This window comes from Rhodococcus sp. KRD175 (assembly GCF_017168275.1).
GTDB classification, from domain to species: domain Bacteria; phylum Actinomycetota; class Actinomycetes; order Mycobacteriales; family Mycobacteriaceae; genus Rhodococcoides; species Rhodococcoides fascians.
Genome location: NZ_JABFAQ010000004.1, coordinates 406,687 through 423,461 on the forward strand (window position 1 = coordinate 406,687; position 16,775 = coordinate 423,461).

Annotated in this window: 17 protein-coding genes; 9 read left to right on the top strand and 8 right to left on the bottom strand. The window is 63.9% G+C overall.

Translation table 11 applies throughout. The annotated features are described in order from the left end of the window. The first annotated feature begins 7 nt into the window (after window positions 1-7). Window positions 8-1,090: a M20 family metallopeptidase gene (locus J1M81_RS06475; RefSeq protein WP_032400447.1), complete on the top strand. Its 1,083-nt coding sequence runs from the start codon at window positions 8-10 to the stop codon at window positions 1,088-1,090. On the opposite strand, the gene J1M81_RS06480 is transcribed toward J1M81_RS06475, so the two are convergent. After that, complete coding sequence (locus J1M81_RS06480; protein WP_032367055.1) at window positions 1,051-2,076, bottom strand: LacI family DNA-binding transcriptional regulator; 1,026 nt, start codon at window positions 2,074-2,076, stop codon at window positions 1,051-1,053. The genes J1M81_RS06475 and J1M81_RS06480 overlap by 40 nt on opposite strands. A gap of 202 nt (window positions 2,077-2,278) precedes the next feature. Here J1M81_RS06480 and J1M81_RS06485 point away from each other — a divergent pair, with 202 nt between their 5' ends. Genes J1M81_RS06485 through J1M81_RS06520 form a run of 8 tightly spaced genes read left to right on the top strand, consistent with a single transcriptional unit; the run spans window position 2,279 to window position 9,277 of the window. Next, window positions 2,279-3,145: a BtpA/SgcQ family protein gene (locus J1M81_RS06485; RefSeq protein WP_308051227.1), complete on the top strand. Its 867-nt coding sequence runs from the start codon at window positions 2,279-2,281 to the stop codon at window positions 3,143-3,145. 3 nt (window positions 3,146-3,148) lie between these two features. Next, the gene (locus tag J1M81_RS06490; protein WP_032374889.1) at window positions 3,149-4,045 is read left to right on the top strand and encodes a carbohydrate kinase family protein; all 897 of its coding nucleotides are present in this window, start codon (window positions 3,149-3,151) and stop codon (window positions 4,043-4,045) included. Continuing rightward, window positions 4,042-5,055, top strand: a complete 1,014-nt coding sequence (locus J1M81_RS06495) for a substrate-binding domain-containing protein (RefSeq protein ID WP_032367057.1) — start codon at window positions 4,042-4,044, stop codon at window positions 5,053-5,055. The genes J1M81_RS06490 and J1M81_RS06495 overlap by 4 nt, the downstream gene beginning before the upstream one ends. 4 nt (window positions 5,056-5,059) lie before the next feature. Next, window positions 5,060-5,845 carry an ATP-binding cassette domain-containing protein gene (locus J1M81_RS06500; protein WP_032367058.1) on the top strand — a complete coding sequence of 262 codons (786 nt, stop codon included), beginning with the start codon at window positions 5,060-5,062 and terminating at the stop codon, window positions 5,843-5,845. Then, window positions 5,842-6,876 carry an ABC transporter permease gene (locus J1M81_RS06505; RefSeq protein ID WP_032367059.1) on the top strand — a complete coding sequence of 345 codons (1,035 nt, stop codon included), beginning with the start codon at window positions 5,842-5,844 and terminating at the stop codon, window positions 6,874-6,876. The genes J1M81_RS06500 and J1M81_RS06505 overlap by 4 nt, the downstream gene beginning before the upstream one ends. Next, window positions 6,873-7,898 (top strand): phosphotriesterase, encoded by a 1,026-nt coding sequence (locus J1M81_RS06510; RefSeq protein WP_027495428.1) that lies wholly within the window; start codon window positions 6,873-6,875, stop codon window positions 7,896-7,898. Before J1M81_RS06505 ends, J1M81_RS06510 begins: the two co-directional genes overlap by 4 nt. A 9-nt stretch (window positions 7,899-7,907) precedes the next feature. Further along, window positions 7,908-8,660, top strand: a complete 753-nt coding sequence (locus tag J1M81_RS06515) for a glutamine amidotransferase (RefSeq protein WP_045841059.1) — start codon at window positions 7,908-7,910, stop codon at window positions 8,658-8,660. After that, window positions 8,657-9,277, top strand: coding sequence for a TenA family protein (locus J1M81_RS06520; RefSeq protein WP_032400451.1), 621 nt, complete (start codon window positions 8,657-8,659; stop codon window positions 9,275-9,277). The genes J1M81_RS06515 and J1M81_RS06520 overlap by 4 nt, the downstream gene beginning before the upstream one ends. A 68-nt stretch (window positions 9,278-9,345) precedes the next feature. On the opposite strand, the gene J1M81_RS06525 is transcribed toward J1M81_RS06520, so the two are convergent. The 7 genes from J1M81_RS06525 to J1M81_RS06555 form a co-directional block, all read right to left on the bottom strand. Continuing rightward, complete coding sequence (locus J1M81_RS06525; protein ID WP_027495425.1) at window positions 9,346-9,786, bottom strand: Hsp20/alpha crystallin family protein; 441 nt, start codon at window positions 9,784-9,786, stop codon at window positions 9,346-9,348. Between the two features lie 175 nt (window positions 9,787-9,961). Beyond that, window positions 9,962-11,359, bottom strand: coding sequence for an MFS transporter (locus tag J1M81_RS06530; RefSeq protein ID WP_032400512.1), 1,398 nt, complete (start codon window positions 11,357-11,359; stop codon window positions 9,962-9,964). 158 nt (window positions 11,360-11,517) lie between these two features. Then, window positions 11,518-12,177: a bifunctional 4-hydroxy-2-oxoglutarate aldolase/2-dehydro-3-deoxy-phosphogluconate aldolase gene (gene eda, locus J1M81_RS06535; RefSeq protein ID WP_032400452.1), complete on the bottom strand. Its 660-nt coding sequence runs from the start codon at window positions 12,175-12,177 to the stop codon at window positions 11,518-11,520. Further along, window positions 12,174-13,586 (bottom strand): mannitol dehydrogenase family protein, encoded by a 1,413-nt coding sequence (locus J1M81_RS06540; RefSeq protein WP_032400453.1) that lies wholly within the window; start codon window positions 13,584-13,586, stop codon window positions 12,174-12,176. Before J1M81_RS06540 ends, eda begins: the two co-directional genes overlap by 4 nt. Continuing rightward, a complete protein-coding gene (locus J1M81_RS06545; protein WP_032400513.1) occupies window positions 13,583-14,518 on the bottom strand; it encodes a sugar kinase in 936 nt (311 codons plus the stop codon). The genes J1M81_RS06540 and J1M81_RS06545 overlap by 4 nt, the downstream gene beginning before the upstream one ends. Window positions 14,519-14,526: 8 nt before the next feature. Then, the gene (gene manD, locus J1M81_RS06550) at window positions 14,527-15,732 is read right to left on the bottom strand and encodes a D-mannonate dehydratase ManD (RefSeq protein ID WP_032374833.1); all 1,206 of its coding nucleotides are present in this window, start codon (window positions 15,730-15,732) and stop codon (window positions 14,527-14,529) included. Further along, window positions 15,729-16,775, bottom strand: coding sequence for an alcohol dehydrogenase catalytic domain-containing protein (locus tag J1M81_RS06555; protein ID WP_206497779.1), 1,047 nt, complete (start codon window positions 16,773-16,775; stop codon window positions 15,729-15,731). The genes manD and J1M81_RS06555 overlap by 4 nt, the downstream gene beginning before the upstream one ends.

Sequence of the window (16,775 nt, forward strand, 5' to 3'; positions counted from 1 at the left end):
TGGAGTCATGGATTCCGTCGGACTTCTCACCGAACTGGTCACCCAGCCCACTGTGTCGGGTGATCCCCGTCCCCAGCGCTCGTCGATGGACGCAATCGTGTCCGTGCTCAGGGCCCGCGTCGGTGACCTTGCCATCGACGGCGATCCGGATGGTCCCCACCCATGGCTGTTGATCACCAATCCCTCCCCGCCGACGTCGAAGCGGTTGATGTTCGCGTGCCACGTGGACACCGTGCCGGCGGGTGATCTGTCGAATTGGCAGTTCGATCCCTTCGCTGCAGATATCGAACACGGTGTTCTCCGTGGCCGCGGCACCTCGGACATGAAGGCCGGGCTTGTTGCCGCCACCGCTGCGGTGATGGACGCCTTCGACAACGGGGTTCCTGCCGCCCTGTTGCTCACCAGCGACGAAGAGATCGGGTCACTCGGTGCGCGTGCCGCTCGCCACGCCGTCGCCGAGTGCGCCGTAGGAGCGGTCGTGGTTCCCGAGGCAACGGGAAATCGCGTCCATCTGGGGCATCGAGGTGCGTTGTGGGTCGACGTAACCACCAAAGGCATTGCAGCACACGGAAGTACTCCGCATCGGGGTGAGAGTGCAATCATGAAACTGGTCGACGTGTTGACACGAGCCCGCACCGAGCTCCCGCTGTCTACGGATCAGTTCCTCGGTGCCGAAACGTTCAACGTGGGATTGATCGACGGCGGCTCGGCACCCAACATCGTTCCCGACACCGCACACGTCGTCGTCGACCATCGCACCGTCGGGGACGGCTCGGCACTGCTGTCCTGGTGGCGTGATCAACCCGAGGTCGATCACGCCGACGCTCGCATCGATCTGCCAGGAGTTCGCACACCCCAAGGCGACCGATGGGTGGATGGCCTTCCGCATACCGTTGCTAAAGAACCGGTCACGTACTTCACCGACGCGTCCATCATCGGATCCGCTGCCCCCGGTGCCCCTATTGTCGTGTGGGGGCCGGGGACGCCGGCACTGATGCACGCCGCCGACGAAACCGTCACGCTCGACGAACTCGATGCGGCGATCGTGGCCTACACCGCGGCGACGCGTGCGTGGCCGACCGTCGACTGACGGACCACCAACTCCGGCTGCAACGCGATGTGCGCAGTGCCGGTGTGATCGCTGTTCATGGCCTGATCCAGTAGGCGAGTGGCCTCTTCAGCGATTCGTTCCTGCGGTTGCCGGATGGTGGTCAGCGGCGGATTGCTCAATGCAGAGAACGGAATGTCGTCGAACCCGGTGACCATCACATCGCCCGGAACCGACAACCCGAGAGCCTGACAACTCTGCAGCACCCCGAGGGCGATCAGGTCGTCCGCGCCCACCACCGCATCGGGCCGCGTGGAGGCAGCGAGGATCGAGCGCGACGCCTCACGCCCCCAGTCGATCGAATAATCACCCAACAACGTCCACTCGTCCCGCGTCCGAATCCCCACGCGCTCGGCATGGCGGAAGAAGCCCGCCCGCCGCAACTCCGTCGACGAATTGGTCAGCTCGGAACTGATGAATGCGGCACTCCGAACACCCTGTGCAGCAAGGTGATCCATGATCAGACCCTGAGCGGCATCATCGTCGACGCCGACCCAATCGGTATGAGTATCGAGAGCGAAGCGGTCGAGCTGAACCACAGGGATCGCACGGGCCGACGCACGAACGGCCTCGGCGGAACGTTCTCCATGGCACGGGCTGATGATGATGCCGTCGACCTGACGCGAGACCAGACTACGTAGCCGTTGCGCCTCTACTTCAGGATCCGATCGCGAATCGCACAGGAACAGCTGCAGTCCACGCTGCGAGAGAACGTGTTCGACGTTGACGACGAGCGAGGTGAAGAACGGGTTGGCAATACTGGGCACCACCATCCCGACCGTGTCCGTGCGGTTGCGGCGCAGAGAGCTGGCGATGATGTTGCCCGAATAGCCGAGTTCGGCCGCCGCCTGCCGAATACTCGCGGCAACGTCGTCCGACACCGGACGTGACCCCGAGAGCGCCCGAGACACCGTGGCTGTCGAGACGCCCGCGCGCTCCGCGACGTCACGAATGGTTGCTTTGCGCATCCAACTCCTACTCTCGCGTGTGAACCGAGGCTAGCGAACCGCACGGTCGCTTGCGATGCTGTTTACACAGTAGAGGTAATCGTTTACATAAACGACTCAAGAACTCCTTGACACGACCCGGTGCCGATCGCCTACGGTGCATACATACGAGGCAATCGATTACATCGCCTTGGTCGACGCCCACACCAGAGGAGCTCCTTACGTGAGTACGTCCCCGTCGGATCCGAACCCCTCAGCTTCGCTGGGGGTATTTCCGACAAAGCCGTCGGCGCTGGCCGAGATGTTCACCTCCGCACCCGCACTCATCGGCGCGATCCACCTACCCGCACTGCCGGGCAGCCCGCACTACAAGGGCCAGCCCGTCTCCGAGATCGCAGGCTTCGCCGTGGAGGAGGCGCACGCGTACATCGACAACGGATTCGATGGCGTCATCGTCGAAAATCATTGGGACATACCCTTCCTCAAGCCCGGAGAGCACGGATACGAAACAGCGGCCAGCATGGGCGTCGTCACCGCCTCCGTCGTCGGTCAGTTCGGCAGCAGAGTCGGAGTATCCATCCTGTCCAACGCGGGCGAATGCGGCGTGGCCGCAGCGTGGGCCGCCGGAGCGAGCTTCGTGCGGGTCAACCAGTGGGCAAACGCCTACATCGCCAACGAGGGATTCATCGAAGGCCAGGCAGCCAAGACCACCCGCTTTCGCCACCGCATCGGTGCCGACCCGGTCAAGATCTTCGCCGACGTTCACGTCAAGCACGGTGCCCACGCCATCGTTGCCGATCGCACCATCGCCGAACAGACCGAGGACGCAGAATTCTTCGACGCAGACGTGCTCATCGCAACCGGCTCGAGAACCGGTGACGCCGCCTCGGTCGACGAGGTGTCGGTCATCAAGAACAACACGGTCCTCCCCGTCATCATCGGATCGGGAATCACGGCGGCCAACGTCGCCGACCTGATGAACGAATGCGACGGTGCCATCATCGCTTCTTCGGTGAAGGAGAATGCACGCTGGTGGGGCCGGGTCTCCGGCGAGAAGGTTCGCGACGTGTCCCGCGCAGCCGGGAAGTAGACGATGATCGTATTTTTCGGCTACGCCAACAACGATGTCACGGTTCATGTTCCGCATGTTCCGACCCTCGGAGAGAGGGTGCAGGCCACGACGATCGAGTCGATCGACGGCGGCATGAATGCCAACGCCGCAGTGTCGGCAGCCCGCATGGGAGCCCGCGTCGCGTTCGCCGGCGCGGTGGGCCCGGACATTCGATCCTCCGAATTCCTCGCGGCCCTCGAACGCGACGGAGTCGACACCAGCTGGGCACCGCGCGACGCATTCCTCTCCACCGCAGTGGTTCTCATCGCCGACGGCGGGGACCGATCGATCATCAGCCAGGACGACGCCAACGACGCAGGCAGACTGCGCACGGTCCTCGACAAGCTCTCGATCGACGGTGGACGCGTGTTCCTCGACGGCTACCGCGCATCGATGCTCCCACCCACGCTCCCCGGCAACGTCGGCCTCGCCATCGACCTCGACGGCTGCGACGACGTCGACGCCGCACTGCACGCATTTGCCCTTGCCGACCACGTCATCGTCGGACGCAGTCTGTGGCAGAACAGCTTCGGCATCCCAGCCGAACGGTGGCCGATACTGACCGCCGAGCACGACACCCACCTCGTCGTCACCGACGGCGAACGCGGGTGGACTCTGGTCACACCCTCGGGTGAGACCCTGACAGAACCGGCAGTATCGGTCGACGTCATAGATGCCGTCGGAGCCGGAGACTGCTTCTGCGGCACCTACATCGCCTTCATCGACGCGGGCGAACCCCCTATCCACGCAGCCCGAATGGCGGGAATCTCGGCAGCACTCGCCTGCGCTACAGCCGGACCACGCGGATGCCCCACTCCAACCGAACTCGCCGACTTCACCTCCACCCTCGCCACTGTCGATCTCCAGGAGACCCGATGATCAAACGCGCACTCCCCCTCGTTCTCGGTGCCGCACTTGCGCTCACCCTCACCTCGTGCGACTCCGCATCCAGCAGCGACACCGCGGGCGGAACCGACGCAGCCGCGTCGAGCATCCCGGATCCGAGCCGCGTCGCCGATTCGTGCGACGGCAAGAACGGCACCCTCAAGGTCGGTCTCGTCACCATCAACCTGCAGGCCCTGTTCTTCAACCAGATCAACAACGCAGCCCAAAAGATCGCCGACCAGACCGGCGTCGAACTGCAGATCATCAGCGGCAACGACGACTCGGTCAGCCAGGCCAACGCATTCGACAACCTCATCGCCTCGGGCGTCGACGCGATCATCGTCGATGCCATCGACACGGACGGCATCAAGCCCTCGATCGTCAAGGCCGATGCTGCGGGCATCCCGGTCGTCGCCGTCGACGCCACCGTCGACGATCCTGCCGTGGACACGCAGGTCGGCACCGCCAACGCCGAAGGCGGCGTTCAGATCGGCGACACCCTCACTGCGTTGGCGAACAACACCGGCACCGTGGGAATCGTCGGCGCACTCAACAGCACCATCCAGCTCGAACGTCAGAAAGGCTTCACCGATACCGTCTCGGCGGCCGGGATGACCGTCGGCACCGTGGTCGACGGCCGCAACATCCAGGAGAACGCGCAAACCGCGGCCGAGAACCTGCTCACCGGCAACCCGGACATGCAGTACGTGTACGCCACCGGGGAGCCTGCTCTGATCGGATTGGTCGCCGCGGTGAACAGCCAGAACGCCCAGGACCGAATTCAGGCCGTCGGCTGGGATCTGTCCGATCAGGCCGTCTCAGCTCTCAACGCAGGGTGGCTGAAAGGCGTCGTGCAGCAGAACACCTTCGAGTTCGGCTACGAGGCCATGAATGCCGCCATCGACCTCGGCTGCGGACGGACCGCACCCGCTGACATCCCGGTACCGACCCAGATCGTCACTCCGGAGAACGTCGGCGACTACATGTACTACCTGGAGAAGTAGCCCTATGGCACAACAAGACCTGACGGTCGCGCCACTGATCGAACTCTCGGGAATCACCAAATCGTACGGCCCGGTGAAATCGCTTCGCGGAGTCGACCTTCGACTCGGTCGCGGCGAAGTACTCGGGGTCGTCGGAGACAACGGCGCCGGCAAGTCGACGCTCATGAAAATCCTTGCCGGCGCCGTCCAACACGACGGTGGGGAGATGCGGGTGAACGGGGAACCGGTGCGCTTCTCGACACCGCTGGACGCGCAACAGAAAAAAATCGGCATCGTCTACCAAGACCTCGCCCTGTGCGACACCTTGGACGTCGCAAGCAATCTGTTCCTCGGCCGCGAGCCACGCAAAGGGCCGTTCCTCGATCGCCACGGGATGCATGAACGTTCCGCCAAGATTCTGGCGGACCTGCACGTGAAGGTGAAGTCGACCTACCAGGAGATCGGGCAACTCTCCGGTGGGCAACGCCAGACGGTGGCCATCGCACGCGCGGTCTCGTTTCGACCGGATGTGTTGATTCTGGACGAACCCACCGCCGCTCTTGCTGTGGCAGAGGTCGAATCGGTCCTCAAACTCATCACCGACGTCGCAGCCCAAGGCGTCGGAGTCATCCTGGTGACGCACCGCCTACAGGACCTGTTCCGGGTCTGCGACCGCATCACCGTCATGTACGAGGGACAGAGCGTCGACGATGTTCCGATCGGCGATCTGAACATCGAGTCGCTCGTCGGATTGATCACGCGCACGCCGGTTCCCCAGCGTTCACCCTCCTCGCCGGAAGGCCGCCCATGATCACCGTGGACAAGAAAGCCCAGCCGACCGTGGAGAAACTGGCGGCACGCCCGACTCTGTGGCAGCAGACCAACAAGCCGACCCTGGCCATGCTCGCGGTCACCATCGCAGTGGCCCTGGTGTTCTCGGTGACGACGTCCTCGTTCCTGACCTTCACCAACATCTCGAACCTCGCGACGCAGATCGCACCGGTTCTCATCATCGCCGTCGCCATGACGTTCGTGATCACCACCGGTCAGATCGACCTGTCGGTCGGAGCGACGGTTGCCTTCGTCGCCGCGATGAGCGCCGAACTCATCCAAGCCGGAGTCGACTCGTCGGTGGTATTCGTCGCGGCACCTCTGATGGGTGCCGCATGGGGCTTGGTCAACGGTTGGCTCGCCGCGTATCAGGGCATTCCGCCGTTCATTGTCACCCTGGCGACCCTGTCGATCATTCGCGGCATCGCGTTGTACAGGACCGAGGGCTTCTCGGTACCGATCACTCCCGGTACCGCCTTTGCGAAACTGGGTACGGCGTCGTGGCTGGGCTTTTCGGCAAGCGCATGGATTGCTCTGGCCGTAGTGATCGTCGGCGCTGTTGCGCTCAATCGCACACGATTCGGCCGCTACGTCACCGGAATCGGCTCGAACGTCGAATCCGTCCGACGCTCCGGCGTCAACACCCGTCGCGTGCTGATGATGACCCTGGTGTTCACCGGGCTCGCCGCGGGCATCGCGGGCCTATTGATCGCTGCACGACTCGGATCGGGATCGGCCAACTCCGCCAATGGTTTCGAGCTCACCGTCATCACCGCAGTGGTGTTGGGAGGCACCAACCTGTTCGGCGGCCGGGGAACGGTCATCGGCACCGTCATAGGTGCAGTGTTGACCGGCATCATCGCCAACGGCCTGACGCTACTCGGTGTGAGCCCGTTCCTGACACCGATCATCACCGGTGTTGTTCTGCTCGTCGCCATCTGGATCAACATGCGCGGGCACTCTCTGGCTTCGCTGTTCAAGCACCTGCAGAGCGCACCGGGTAAGCAATGATCGTCCAGACCGTCACCGGGCCGATCGACTCCAGCGAACTGGGACTGGTGCTACCGCACGAGCATCTGCACAACGACGCCTCGACCGCGTATTCCGAAGCTGCCGACCCGGCTCTGGCGCAGTTGCTGTCCGGTCCGGTATCGGCGGACCGGGCCTGGCTGCTGCACGACAACCCGTACCACAGCGCAGACAACTGCCGAGTGGACGACGCGGCGGCCGTACTCGACGACCTGAAAGTGTTCGCGGACAACGGCGGTACCACGGTCGTCGACCTCACGCCGCCGGGCATCGGGCGGCGACCCGAGATCCTCGAGCACTACTCACGCGAGTCCGGAGTACGCGTCGTCATGGGTTCGGGCTGGTATCTCGAACCCACGCACCCGCCCGAGGTCACCGCGCTCGGTATCGACAACCTCGCGGCCCGGCTCATCGCCGAATTCACCGGCGACGGGCCGCGGCCGGGGGTGATCGGTGAGATCGGCGTTTCGCCGTCCTTCACCGACGCCGAGGCCAAAGCACTGAGAGCCGCCTGCATCGCCCAAAGAGAAACCTACGTCCCCTTGTTCGTCCATCTCCCGGGCTGGCAACGCAGAGGACATCAAGTCCTCGACATCGTCGTGGACGAGATGGGTGTCGACCCGGCAGCTGTGGTGCTCTGCCACATGGACCCCTCGGGCGACGACCCCGACTATCAGTGCGCCCTCGCCGATCGCGGAGTCTTCCTCGAGTTCGACATGATCGGCATGCCCTTCGAGTTCGCAGGCGAGGGCCAGTCGCCGTCGCCCGCCGATACCGCGTTCGCGATCTGCGGCCTCGTCGGCGGCGGCTATCGATCCCAGTTGCTGCTCAGCCACGATCTGTTTCTCAAGTCGATGCTCCGCAAGTTCGGTGGCAACGGATTGGCCTACGTTCCAGTCTCTTTCGCAGCGCGGCTGGTCCGCAGCGGAATGGACGCACACCACGTCTCCTCGCTCATGCAGGACAACCCCAGGTCGCTCTTCGAGAGCGCCGGAAAAGGATAGAGAACCACCATGGGTAAGAAAGTTCTGATCGCCGGCGAAAGCTGGATGACCTCGTCCACCCACGTCAAAGGCGTCGACGAATTCACCGTCCATTCCTACGTAGAAGGGATCGGCCCCCTGCGCGACGCGCTCACCTCGCGCGGGCACGAAGTGGTTCACATGCCCGCGCACCTCGTTCCCACACAATTCCCCGGCACGGCCGAGGCACTGTCCGAGTTCGACGTCATTGTGCTCTCGGATATCGGAGCCAATTCGATTCAACTCGCGCCCAACGTGTTCGACCGCTTCCAGGCCGGCGACGACAGGCTCGCCGCACTGCGTGAGTGGGTGAGCAGCGGAGGAGGACTGATCATGATCGGCGGGTACCTGTCGTTCTCCGGTTTCCAAGCGCGCGCCGCGTATCGGCAGACTGTGCTCGCCGACGTATTGCCGGTGACACTGCTGGCCGAAGACGACCGAGTCGAGGCTCCCGGCGGAATGGTTCCCGATGTCGTCGACAGCACGCACGCCGCACTGGGTGCCAGCGGAACACAGTGGCCCGCCTTGCTCGGTTACAACCGAGTGGTGCCGAAGGAGGGCGTTACCGTGCCCGCCACCATCAATGGAGATCCGCTCGTCGCGGTCGGCGAATACGGCTCGGGCCGATCCGCGGTCTTCACCTCCGATTGCTCGCCGCACTGGGCCCCGCCCGAGTTCTGCGAACAATGGCCCGGTTACACCGACCTGTTCGACGGCTTGATCACGTGGGTTGCCGGCGCGTGACCCGCTCGCAGCAACTCGTCGAGCGTCAACAGCCCAACCTCGCTGCTGCTCAGCAAGTTCGGTTCATCGTGCAATCGACGGACGGATCACTCTCCGATGAGGACTTTCGAAGGTACCTGGTGATCGAGGAGGCGTTCGTACTCACTGCAGTCCGCATTCTGGGGCTGGTCGTCGCCGAGTCGACGTCGTTGGACGACGCGTCGGATCATGTGATGTCGATGTCGAACCTCGTCGGAGAACAGCGAGCGTACTTCGCCGGTCTCCGCGAGAAGTTTCCGTTCGACGGCAATACCGAAGAGTTGATCGCGAGTTCCTCGGCGCTGTCGGACTATGCCCTCGGACTCGCGCAGCGAGAGGGTAGAAGTGCCGCTCTGGTAGCGATGTTCGCCGCCGAGACCCTGTACCTATCGTGGTGCCGAACAGCGATGAAGTCCTCCGCTGAACGTGAACCGGCACTTCAGGAATGGATTGCCATGCACGCCCGGTCGACCTTCGTCGCTCAGGTCGACGCACTGGCCCATGAAGTCGACCGCATGGACGCCGTGGACGACGAGACGCTCGACAGGTGGTTCGAGGGGATGCTGGCCGCCGAAAACGAATTTCACGACGCAGTGTGAGTGCCTGCGGCAGTGGTGCGGCTATGTGCCCTGGGCGGCGCTTTGCCGCACCACTGCGCGAAGCGCACTCAGCTCTTCTGCGGCTCGATGGTCTTCTGCGTGTTGTCGTGGGCGATCTCGATCTTGCGCGGCTTCGCACGCTCAGCCAGCGGGATGGTGACCGTCAGGACGCCGTTGTCGTAGGAGGCCGAGATCTTCTCCGCGTCGACGCCGTCTCCCAGGGAGAGTTGCCGACGGTACGTTCCGGCGAACCGCTCCGACGAAAGCCACTGCACACCATCACTACTCGGAGCGGTGCGATGCGCAGTCAGAGTGAGTGTGCCGCGGTCGATGTCGACGTCGATGGAGCCGGGATCGACGCCGGGTAGGTCGGCGTTGAGTACGTAATGGTCGTCGAGCTTGTACAGATCCATCGGCATGAATCTGGGCGCACGGTCCGAACCACTGGTCGCGCCGAGCATGCCGGCGGCAATCGAGTCGAGGTCACGGAACGGATCGAAGCGAAGCACAGCAACCACCTCCTGTACGACGAAGCGTCCGCCCCTGTGGCGGGCCGCCCTTCACTGTGCAGAACCCAAATTAGCACTCTCCACCGGAGAGTGCCAATAGGGTACTTCGATTTTTTTGCGTTCAATTCTGTTGCAGTGGTGCAGCTATGGGCTCAGCTACACCACTGCGGACATCTCAGGCTGCGTCGGCCAGTCTGACGAGATCGCGCCCCTTGGTTTCCGGTGCCAGGTAGGCCGACACCAGCGTGATCGCGGAGTAGATCACGAGCATCGCCGCGATGGGCCACCAGCTACCGGTCCATGCGGTGAGGCTGGCCGCGAGCAGCGGTCCGATGGCAGTGGCGAGGATGCCGCCGATCTCCTTGGACAGCGCGAGCTGCGTGAAGCGGGTACGTGCGCCGAACAGCTCCGCCATCGTCACGCTTTCGAGCGAGAACAGGCCCAGCACACCGAGGTTCAGAGCAAGAACCATTGCGACGACGAGGGCTATGGTGTTGCCGCTGGTGACCATCAGCATCAGCGGGAACGCGAGAATCATGGTGAGCGCACTGAGCACCATGTACATCGGACGACGGCCGAACTTGTCGCCCAGGATGCCGATGATCGGAATGGTCGCGAAACCGATGAGCGAGCCGTAGACGATCGCGCTGGTGGCGATGGAACGATCGATCAGCAGCGTCGACGCGATGTAACCGACCAGGAACGTCTGAATCAGTCCGGAGTTGCCCGCCTGACCGAAACGCAGACCCAGCGCGATGAAGAACGCGCGCCCCTTCTTCTGCTTGAGACCGGACTCGAGAACGCTGACCTTCACGTCCTCGTCGGTCTTCTCGATCTCGTCGCGCGAGAGAGCCACACCGTCGACCACATCGGCACGCTCCTCGAAGACCGGGCTCTCCTTCAGGTTCGAGCGCAACCACACCGCGAAGATCATCAGGAAGAAGCTCGCGAGGAACGGCACTCGCCAGCCCCAGCTGAGCAACTGATCCTCGGACAGGACAGCGAGCAGCAGGGCCCAGATAGCCGAGGCCGCAAGGGTTCCGGAGTTGGTTCCCAGGGAGACCAGCGATGCGATGAGGCCTCGACGCTTGTCCGGTGCGTATTCGACCAACATGACCGTCGCCCCGGCGATTTCGGCTCCGGCACCGAAGCCCTGGATCAGGCGGAGGGCAACGAGCAGGATCGGCGCCATGATGCCGATCGCGTCGTAAGTCGGCAGTGCGCCGATGAGGGTGGTGGATGCGCCCATCATCGCAATGGTGATGAACAGGACCTTCTTTCGACCGATCCGATCGCCCATCCGGCCGAAGTAGATGGCACCGACCAGGCGGGCCACGTAGCCGACTCCGTAAGTGGCCATGGCGGCGATCAAGCCGATCGCCGGGCTCACGTCGGGGAAGAAGATGCGATTGAAAACGATCGCGGCGGCGAGCGAATACAGCTGGAAGTCCATGAACTCCATTGCCGTACCCAGCCAACCGGACATCGCCGCCTTGGTGAGGTCTTTAGTGCTGCGAGTCGGGACGGCGGTGTTACCGCGATCGTCCGTCGACTCGTTGGTGTCCTGTGACATCCGAAGCTCCATTGCTGGTGATGATCGATGAGTTCATGATGCGAGTTCGCCGCGGTCTCCGCGAGACCTGTGCCTCATCGAGGAGGGTTGGTGGCGCTCGCCACAGTGATATACAAGCACTGTTATACCAATACGTCAATGACCCTTCGCGAACCGAACTACGCGGTGCCGAGCGCACTCGCAGAACGGGCCAGTTCCTCTATCGCGGCCCAGTCCCCCGCCTGCACCAGTGAGCGCGGCGTGAGCCAGCTACCGCCGACGCACACCACATTCGGCAATGCCAGGTAGTCGACAGCGTTCTGCGGGGTGATCCCGCCGGTGGGGCAGAACGTCAAGTGCGGCAACGGGCCTGCCAGCGCGCCCAGTGCCGCTGCGCCACCGGAGAACTCGGCGGGGAAGAACTTCATCTCGGTCGATCCGGCCTCGGCAACGGTCATCGCCTCGGTCGCAGTCGACACGCCCGACAGAACAGGCACCGGTAGCGTGCGTACCGCGTCGAGCAGACCCTTCGACGATCCGGGTGAGACCAGGAACCTCGAGCCGGCATCCACCGATCTCATGGCATCGTCGCGGTTCAGCACAGTTCCCGCGCCGATGACCACTTCCGGCACGTCCGCAGCGATCGCCGCAATGGCACCGAGCCCGGCCTCGGACCGCAATGTCATCTCGATGATGCCGATGCCGCCCGCATAGAGTGCACGCGCCAGCGGCACTGCATCCTCCACCCGATCGATCACGACGACGGGAATCACCGGACTCACGCGTAATACATCTCGGGCAGTGAGGTTTTCGAGCAATGTTTCGTGTTCGGAGGTCATACCAGCACTCGTTTCCACTCGCTCAGCGAGTTGGTCCGTAGGAAGTCGGTCCACGCAACGACCTGCGTGCCGAACGGTGACGTGGGCCCGAGATCGGACCCGAAGATGGACTCGACAGCGAGAAGGTCCGACGCCGACCCGGCCCGAGCCAACTGCGCCGACAACGGATCGTCCAGTGCACGTCCGGCTCCCGTCTCGGCGAGAACGAAGGCGCACCAGGCTGCGACGGCAAGGGCGAGCATGTCCGTCGAACCACCGGCGTCTGTGGCGTCCCGCACGGTTCCGAGAAGGCGCGGTCCGAGCTTCTGCGATCCGTCCATCGCCACCTGCCGGGTGGTGTGTTTCAGCGCCGGGTTGGCGAATCTCGTGCGTACCTCGTTGCCGTAGCCGACAGCGTCCATTCCGCCGGTCGTCGTCGGTGCCACGTCTCGGAGAACCATGGCCCGGCAGATCTCGTCGAGCTCCGAATCCTGGACCGCCTCCGCGATGGTGTTGTGTCCACGCAGAATTCCGAGGTAGGCCAACACCGAGTGAGTGGCATTGAGGACGCGCAACTTCATGGTCTCCCACGGCTCCACGTCGTCGACGAACTGCACGCCCACTCGTTCCCAGGCCGGACGCGGACCAGCGAAATTGTCCTCGATCACCCACTGCCGAAAGGGTTCGCACACCACCAGGGCGTCGTCGCGCAGTCCCGTTCGTCGTTCGTTGTCCGCCCTGTCCTCATCGGTGGTAGCCGGCACGATTCGATCGACCATGCTGCTGGGGAATGCGCCTCGACGCGAGATCCATTCGGCCAGGCCGTCGTTCATGCCGCGTGCCTCAACGAAAGCACTGACGAGTTCGGACAGAATCCGCCCGTTCGACGGTAGGTTGTCGCAACACAACACCGTGAGAGGCGCATCGCCCGCCATGCGTCGAGCCAAGCCCGCCACCAACTGTCCGGCAACGGTGCGCGGCGGCCTGCCGGCCAGATCCGCCGCGATCTCCGGATCGTCCAGGCGCAATCGACCCGACGCGGGGTCGAGTCGATAGCCCTTCTCGGTCACCGTCAGCGTGACGATGTGCGTTGCGGGATCGGCGATGGCCTCGACCACCGCGTCGGGGTTCGCGGCTGCGTTCCGTACGTCGAGCATCGAACCGACGACGGTCGCCGTCGTCTCCTCGGTTCCCTTCTGCACCAGGGTGAACAACCCGTCCTGTGGGGCAAGCTGTTCCACCACGGTGTTACTGCGCTGGGTGAAACCGGTTATGCCCCAATTGGTCTCACCGGTCAGCAGCGCCGCCTCGTAGGTGAACGCGGCCTGATGCGCCCGATGGAATGCCCCGACGCCGAGATGCACGATTCCGCTGGCGGTGGGACGAACGACCTCGGCGGACGCATCGGACAATCGCGTGGCCACCGTCATGTCGTCACTCGTTCTCTGTGACGTCGGATTTCGGACAGCGGTGCGATGAGACCGGTGCCGCCCCGCCCGCCGACGCTCAGCGATGCCGCAGCAGCTGCCATGGCCGCCGCCTCGCGAAGATCGTCGCCGAGAGCGAGACGCGCCGTCAGGGTGCCGGCGAACACATCACCGGCACCGGTCTGATCGATGACCTCGAGCGCGGGGATCACCGGCTGGTGCGACGTCCCCGCAGCGGTGAAGATGCTGGACCCTTCGGACCCTCGCGTGACCACCACGGAACGTGCACCCCAGCTCATCAGGAAAGCTGCAGCAGCCTCCGGTTCGGTTGTGCCCAGGAGCAATTCGATCTCGCTCGGTGCCGATGGCACCATCACCTCGGTACAGGGAGCAACGCTCTGCAGGAATGCGCGGGCCTCGTCGGCCGTGGTCAACCTGGGGCGAAAGTTGGGGTCGTAGACGAATCTGCCCGAGCGCTGCGCCGCGTGCAGCATCGTGCGGGCGAGCGTCGGCGACAGTGCCGCAGCGATTCCGCCGCCCAGCACGGCACCTGCCTGCTCGATCACACCCTCGGGCAGGTCCGCCACATCGAGCTGACTGCCCACCGATCCGGATCGGGCATAGGAGAACTGGCGATTCCCCTCCGGATCGATGTGCAGGAAATAGACACCCTGCTGTCCGGGAACTCGCCGAATGTAGGTGTCGTCGATACCGAGTTCACGAATACGCCGACAGACGGCATCACCGAGTTCGTCGTCGGATACCCGCGCGATCAGCGCTACCGAAGCACCTGCAGCAGCGGCCGCGGCACCTGCGTTGACGACGTCTCCCGACACCCCGAGCGCAGCACCTACTCCGTGCCGGAAGGCCTCGGTGGTCGAAACCTCCACGAGGGGCTCGCCGAGCAGGACGACATCGAATTGCGTTGTGGTCATGTGGCGCTTCACCAATCGTGCATGCTGCCGTCGAGACGGCGATTGACGGGCAGATACTTGGGGTTGTACGGGTACTTCGCGGCGGCCTCTTCGTTCACCTCGACGCCGATGCCCGGCTTGTTTCCCGGGTGCATGAAACCGTCGGTGAAGGTGTAGCTGGTCTGGAACACATCGCCGGTCGGGTCGACGTGACCCATGTACTCCTGCACGCCGAAGTTCGGGATCGACAGATCGACATGCAATGCGGCTGCGAGGGAGACGGGCGAAAGATCGCCCGCACCATGAGATCCGGACCGAACGCCGTAGAGATCCGCCAACGAGAAGATTCTGCGCAGATGGGTGATGCCGCCGGCGTGTGAGACCGACGCTCGGATGTAGTCGATCCACCGGTTGGTGATCAGATCCTGGCAGTCCCAGATCGAGTTGAAGATCTCGCCGACGGCAATCGGGGTGGTCGTGTGTTGGCGAATGGTGGCGAAGGCACTCTGATCCTCGGCTGGAGTGGGATCCTCGATCCAGAACATGCGCATCTCTTCGAGGTCGCGCCCGAGTCGTCCAGCCTCGATCGGGCTCAGACGGTGGTGCACGTCGTGGAGCAGGTGAAAGTCGAACCCGTGACGTTCACGCACGGCACCGAGCATCTGCGGTGCGAACCGCATGTACGGGGCGGTATCCCACGAATCTTCCTGCGGCGCAGCGCCGGAGGCTGGTTCGTAGAAGCCGTCGACCGGAATTCCGTAGGTCTTCTTCAGGCCAGGAATGGCCGACTGAGCACGAATTGCTTTGTAGCCCTTGTCGAGATGCGCTTGGACGTCGTCGAGCATCTCTTCGATGCTACCGCCGCTGGCGTGCCCGTAGACCATGATTCCGTCTCGTGCAGCACCACCGAGGAGCTGGTAGACCGGCATATCGGCGGCCTTACCCTTGATGTCCCACAGTGCGACGTCGACGGCTGCGATGGCCGTCATGGTCACCGGGCCACGTCGCCAGTACGCGCCCTTGTACAGGTACTGCCAGATGTCTTCGATCCGATGGGGATCGCGTCCGATCAGAAGTGGCGCAATATGGTCCTTCAAGTACGACTCGACTGCGAGCTCGCGTCCGTTCAGCGTCGCATCACCCCACCCGACGATGCCCTCGTCGGTGGTGATCTTGAGCGTGACGTAGTTGCGGCCCGGAGCCGTCACGATGACGGTGGCATCGATGATTTTCATTGCGGTCCTTGCGAAGTGGTGTCGATGACGATCTTGAGCTGGGTGGGGTCGGTGAGCGCGGCCTCGAGCGCTGCGGCAGATTCGGCCAACGGGTACGTCGATGTGACGAGCGCCGCGAGGTCCACTCGAGCCGATCCGGCGAGTGCGATTGCGTCGGCGAATGCCGAAGGGCCGTAACGGAAGCACCCGCGGATGTCGAGCTCCCAGCGTTGCACTGCCCCGATCGGGAATTCGGCAGACGCGCGTCCGGGCACGCCGACGAGCGCCAGAATTCCTGCCGGGCCGAGTGAGCGTGCCGCGTCGGCAATGGCTCCGGGATGTCCCGAGCAGTCGAAGGCGATGTCGAAAGCGCCTTCCGGCAGTGCGTCTTCGCCGGAACGCAACGTCGTGGTGGCACCCAGCGCTGCCGCGACCTCGAGCCGAGCGGGTGCGACGTCGGTGATGGTTGTCTCCGACGCGCCCAGGGCAATGACCGTCTGCAGAACCAACAGACCGATGGGCCCGGCACCGGTGATCGCGATGCGCTTGCCCAACACGGAGCCGACTCTGGCGGCAGCCCACGCTGCGACGGCCAGGGGCTCGATGAGCGCTGCGACATCGTCGTCGATCGAATCCGGGAGTGGGTGCGCGAATTCGGCTGCGAGAACGACGGATTGCCGCAGCAGTCCGTGGTTCGGTGGGGATCCGAAACAGACAACGCTGGGGCAGACGTTGTAGTGACCGCTCAGGCTCAGCGGTGAGGTGCCCTTCGGAATCGCGGGTTCGATGGCCACTCGCTGGCCGATCCGGTCCTGGGACACGCCCGCGCCGACCTCGGTGACGACCCCGAATCCCTCGTGGCCCAAGACGGTGGGCTGCGTCAGCGAGTTGGAGCCGTTGCGGCCGTCGGCGTAGTAGTGCAGGTCCGAGCCACACAGGCTCACGCCGTGTACCTCCACCCTCACCTGGCCGTCGCCGACCTGCATACGGTCGATCTTCTCGATCCGCAGGTCACGTGGACCGTGTAGGACGGCTGCCTCGTCGTTGCCGCTGATCACTGCCAT

Excerpts from the sequence above, each read along its gene's own strand:
- J1M81_RS06475 (WP_032400447.1), top strand. The coding sequence starts at position 8 with ATGGATTCCGTCGGACTTCTCACCGAACTGGTCACCCAGCCCACTGTG.
- J1M81_RS06480 (WP_032367055.1), bottom strand. The coding sequence starts at position 2,076 with ATGCGCAAAGCAACCATTCGTGACGTCGCGGAGCGCGCGGGCGTCTCG.
- J1M81_RS06490 (WP_032374889.1), top strand. The coding sequence starts at position 3,149 with ATGATCGTATTTTTCGGCTACGCCAACAACGATGTCACGGTTCATGTT.
- J1M81_RS06495 (WP_032367057.1), top strand. The coding sequence starts at position 4,042 with ATGATCAAACGCGCACTCCCCCTCGTTCTCGGTGCCGCACTTGCGCTC.
- J1M81_RS06500 (WP_032367058.1), top strand. The coding sequence starts at position 5,060 with ATGGCACAACAAGACCTGACGGTCGCGCCACTGATCGAACTCTCGGGA.
- J1M81_RS06505 (WP_032367059.1), top strand. The coding sequence starts at position 5,842 with ATGATCACCGTGGACAAGAAAGCCCAGCCGACCGTGGAGAAACTGGCG.
- J1M81_RS06510 (WP_027495428.1), top strand. The coding sequence starts at position 6,873 with ATGATCGTCCAGACCGTCACCGGGCCGATCGACTCCAGCGAACTGGGA.
- J1M81_RS06515 (WP_045841059.1), top strand. The coding sequence starts at position 7,908 with ATGGGTAAGAAAGTTCTGATCGCCGGCGAAAGCTGGATGACCTCGTCC.
- J1M81_RS06530 (WP_032400512.1), bottom strand. The coding sequence starts at position 11,359 with ATGTCACAGGACACCAACGAGTCGACGGACGATCGCGGTAACACCGCC.
- eda (WP_032400452.1), bottom strand. The coding sequence starts at position 12,177 with ATGACCTCCGAACACGAAACATTGCTCGAAAACCTCACTGCCCGAGAT.
- J1M81_RS06540 (WP_032400453.1), bottom strand. The coding sequence starts at position 13,586 with ATGACGGTGGCCACGCGATTGTCCGATGCGTCCGCCGAGGTCGTTCGT.
- J1M81_RS06545 (WP_032400513.1), bottom strand. The coding sequence starts at position 14,518 with ATGACCACAACGCAATTCGATGTCGTCCTGCTCGGCGAGCCCCTCGTG.
- manD (WP_032374833.1), bottom strand. The coding sequence starts at position 15,732 with ATGAAAATCATCGATGCCACCGTCATCGTGACGGCTCCGGGCCGCAAC.
- J1M81_RS06555 (WP_206497779.1), bottom strand. The coding sequence starts at position 16,775 with ATGGCAGTGATCAGCGGCAACGACGAGGCAGCCGTCCTACACGGTCCA.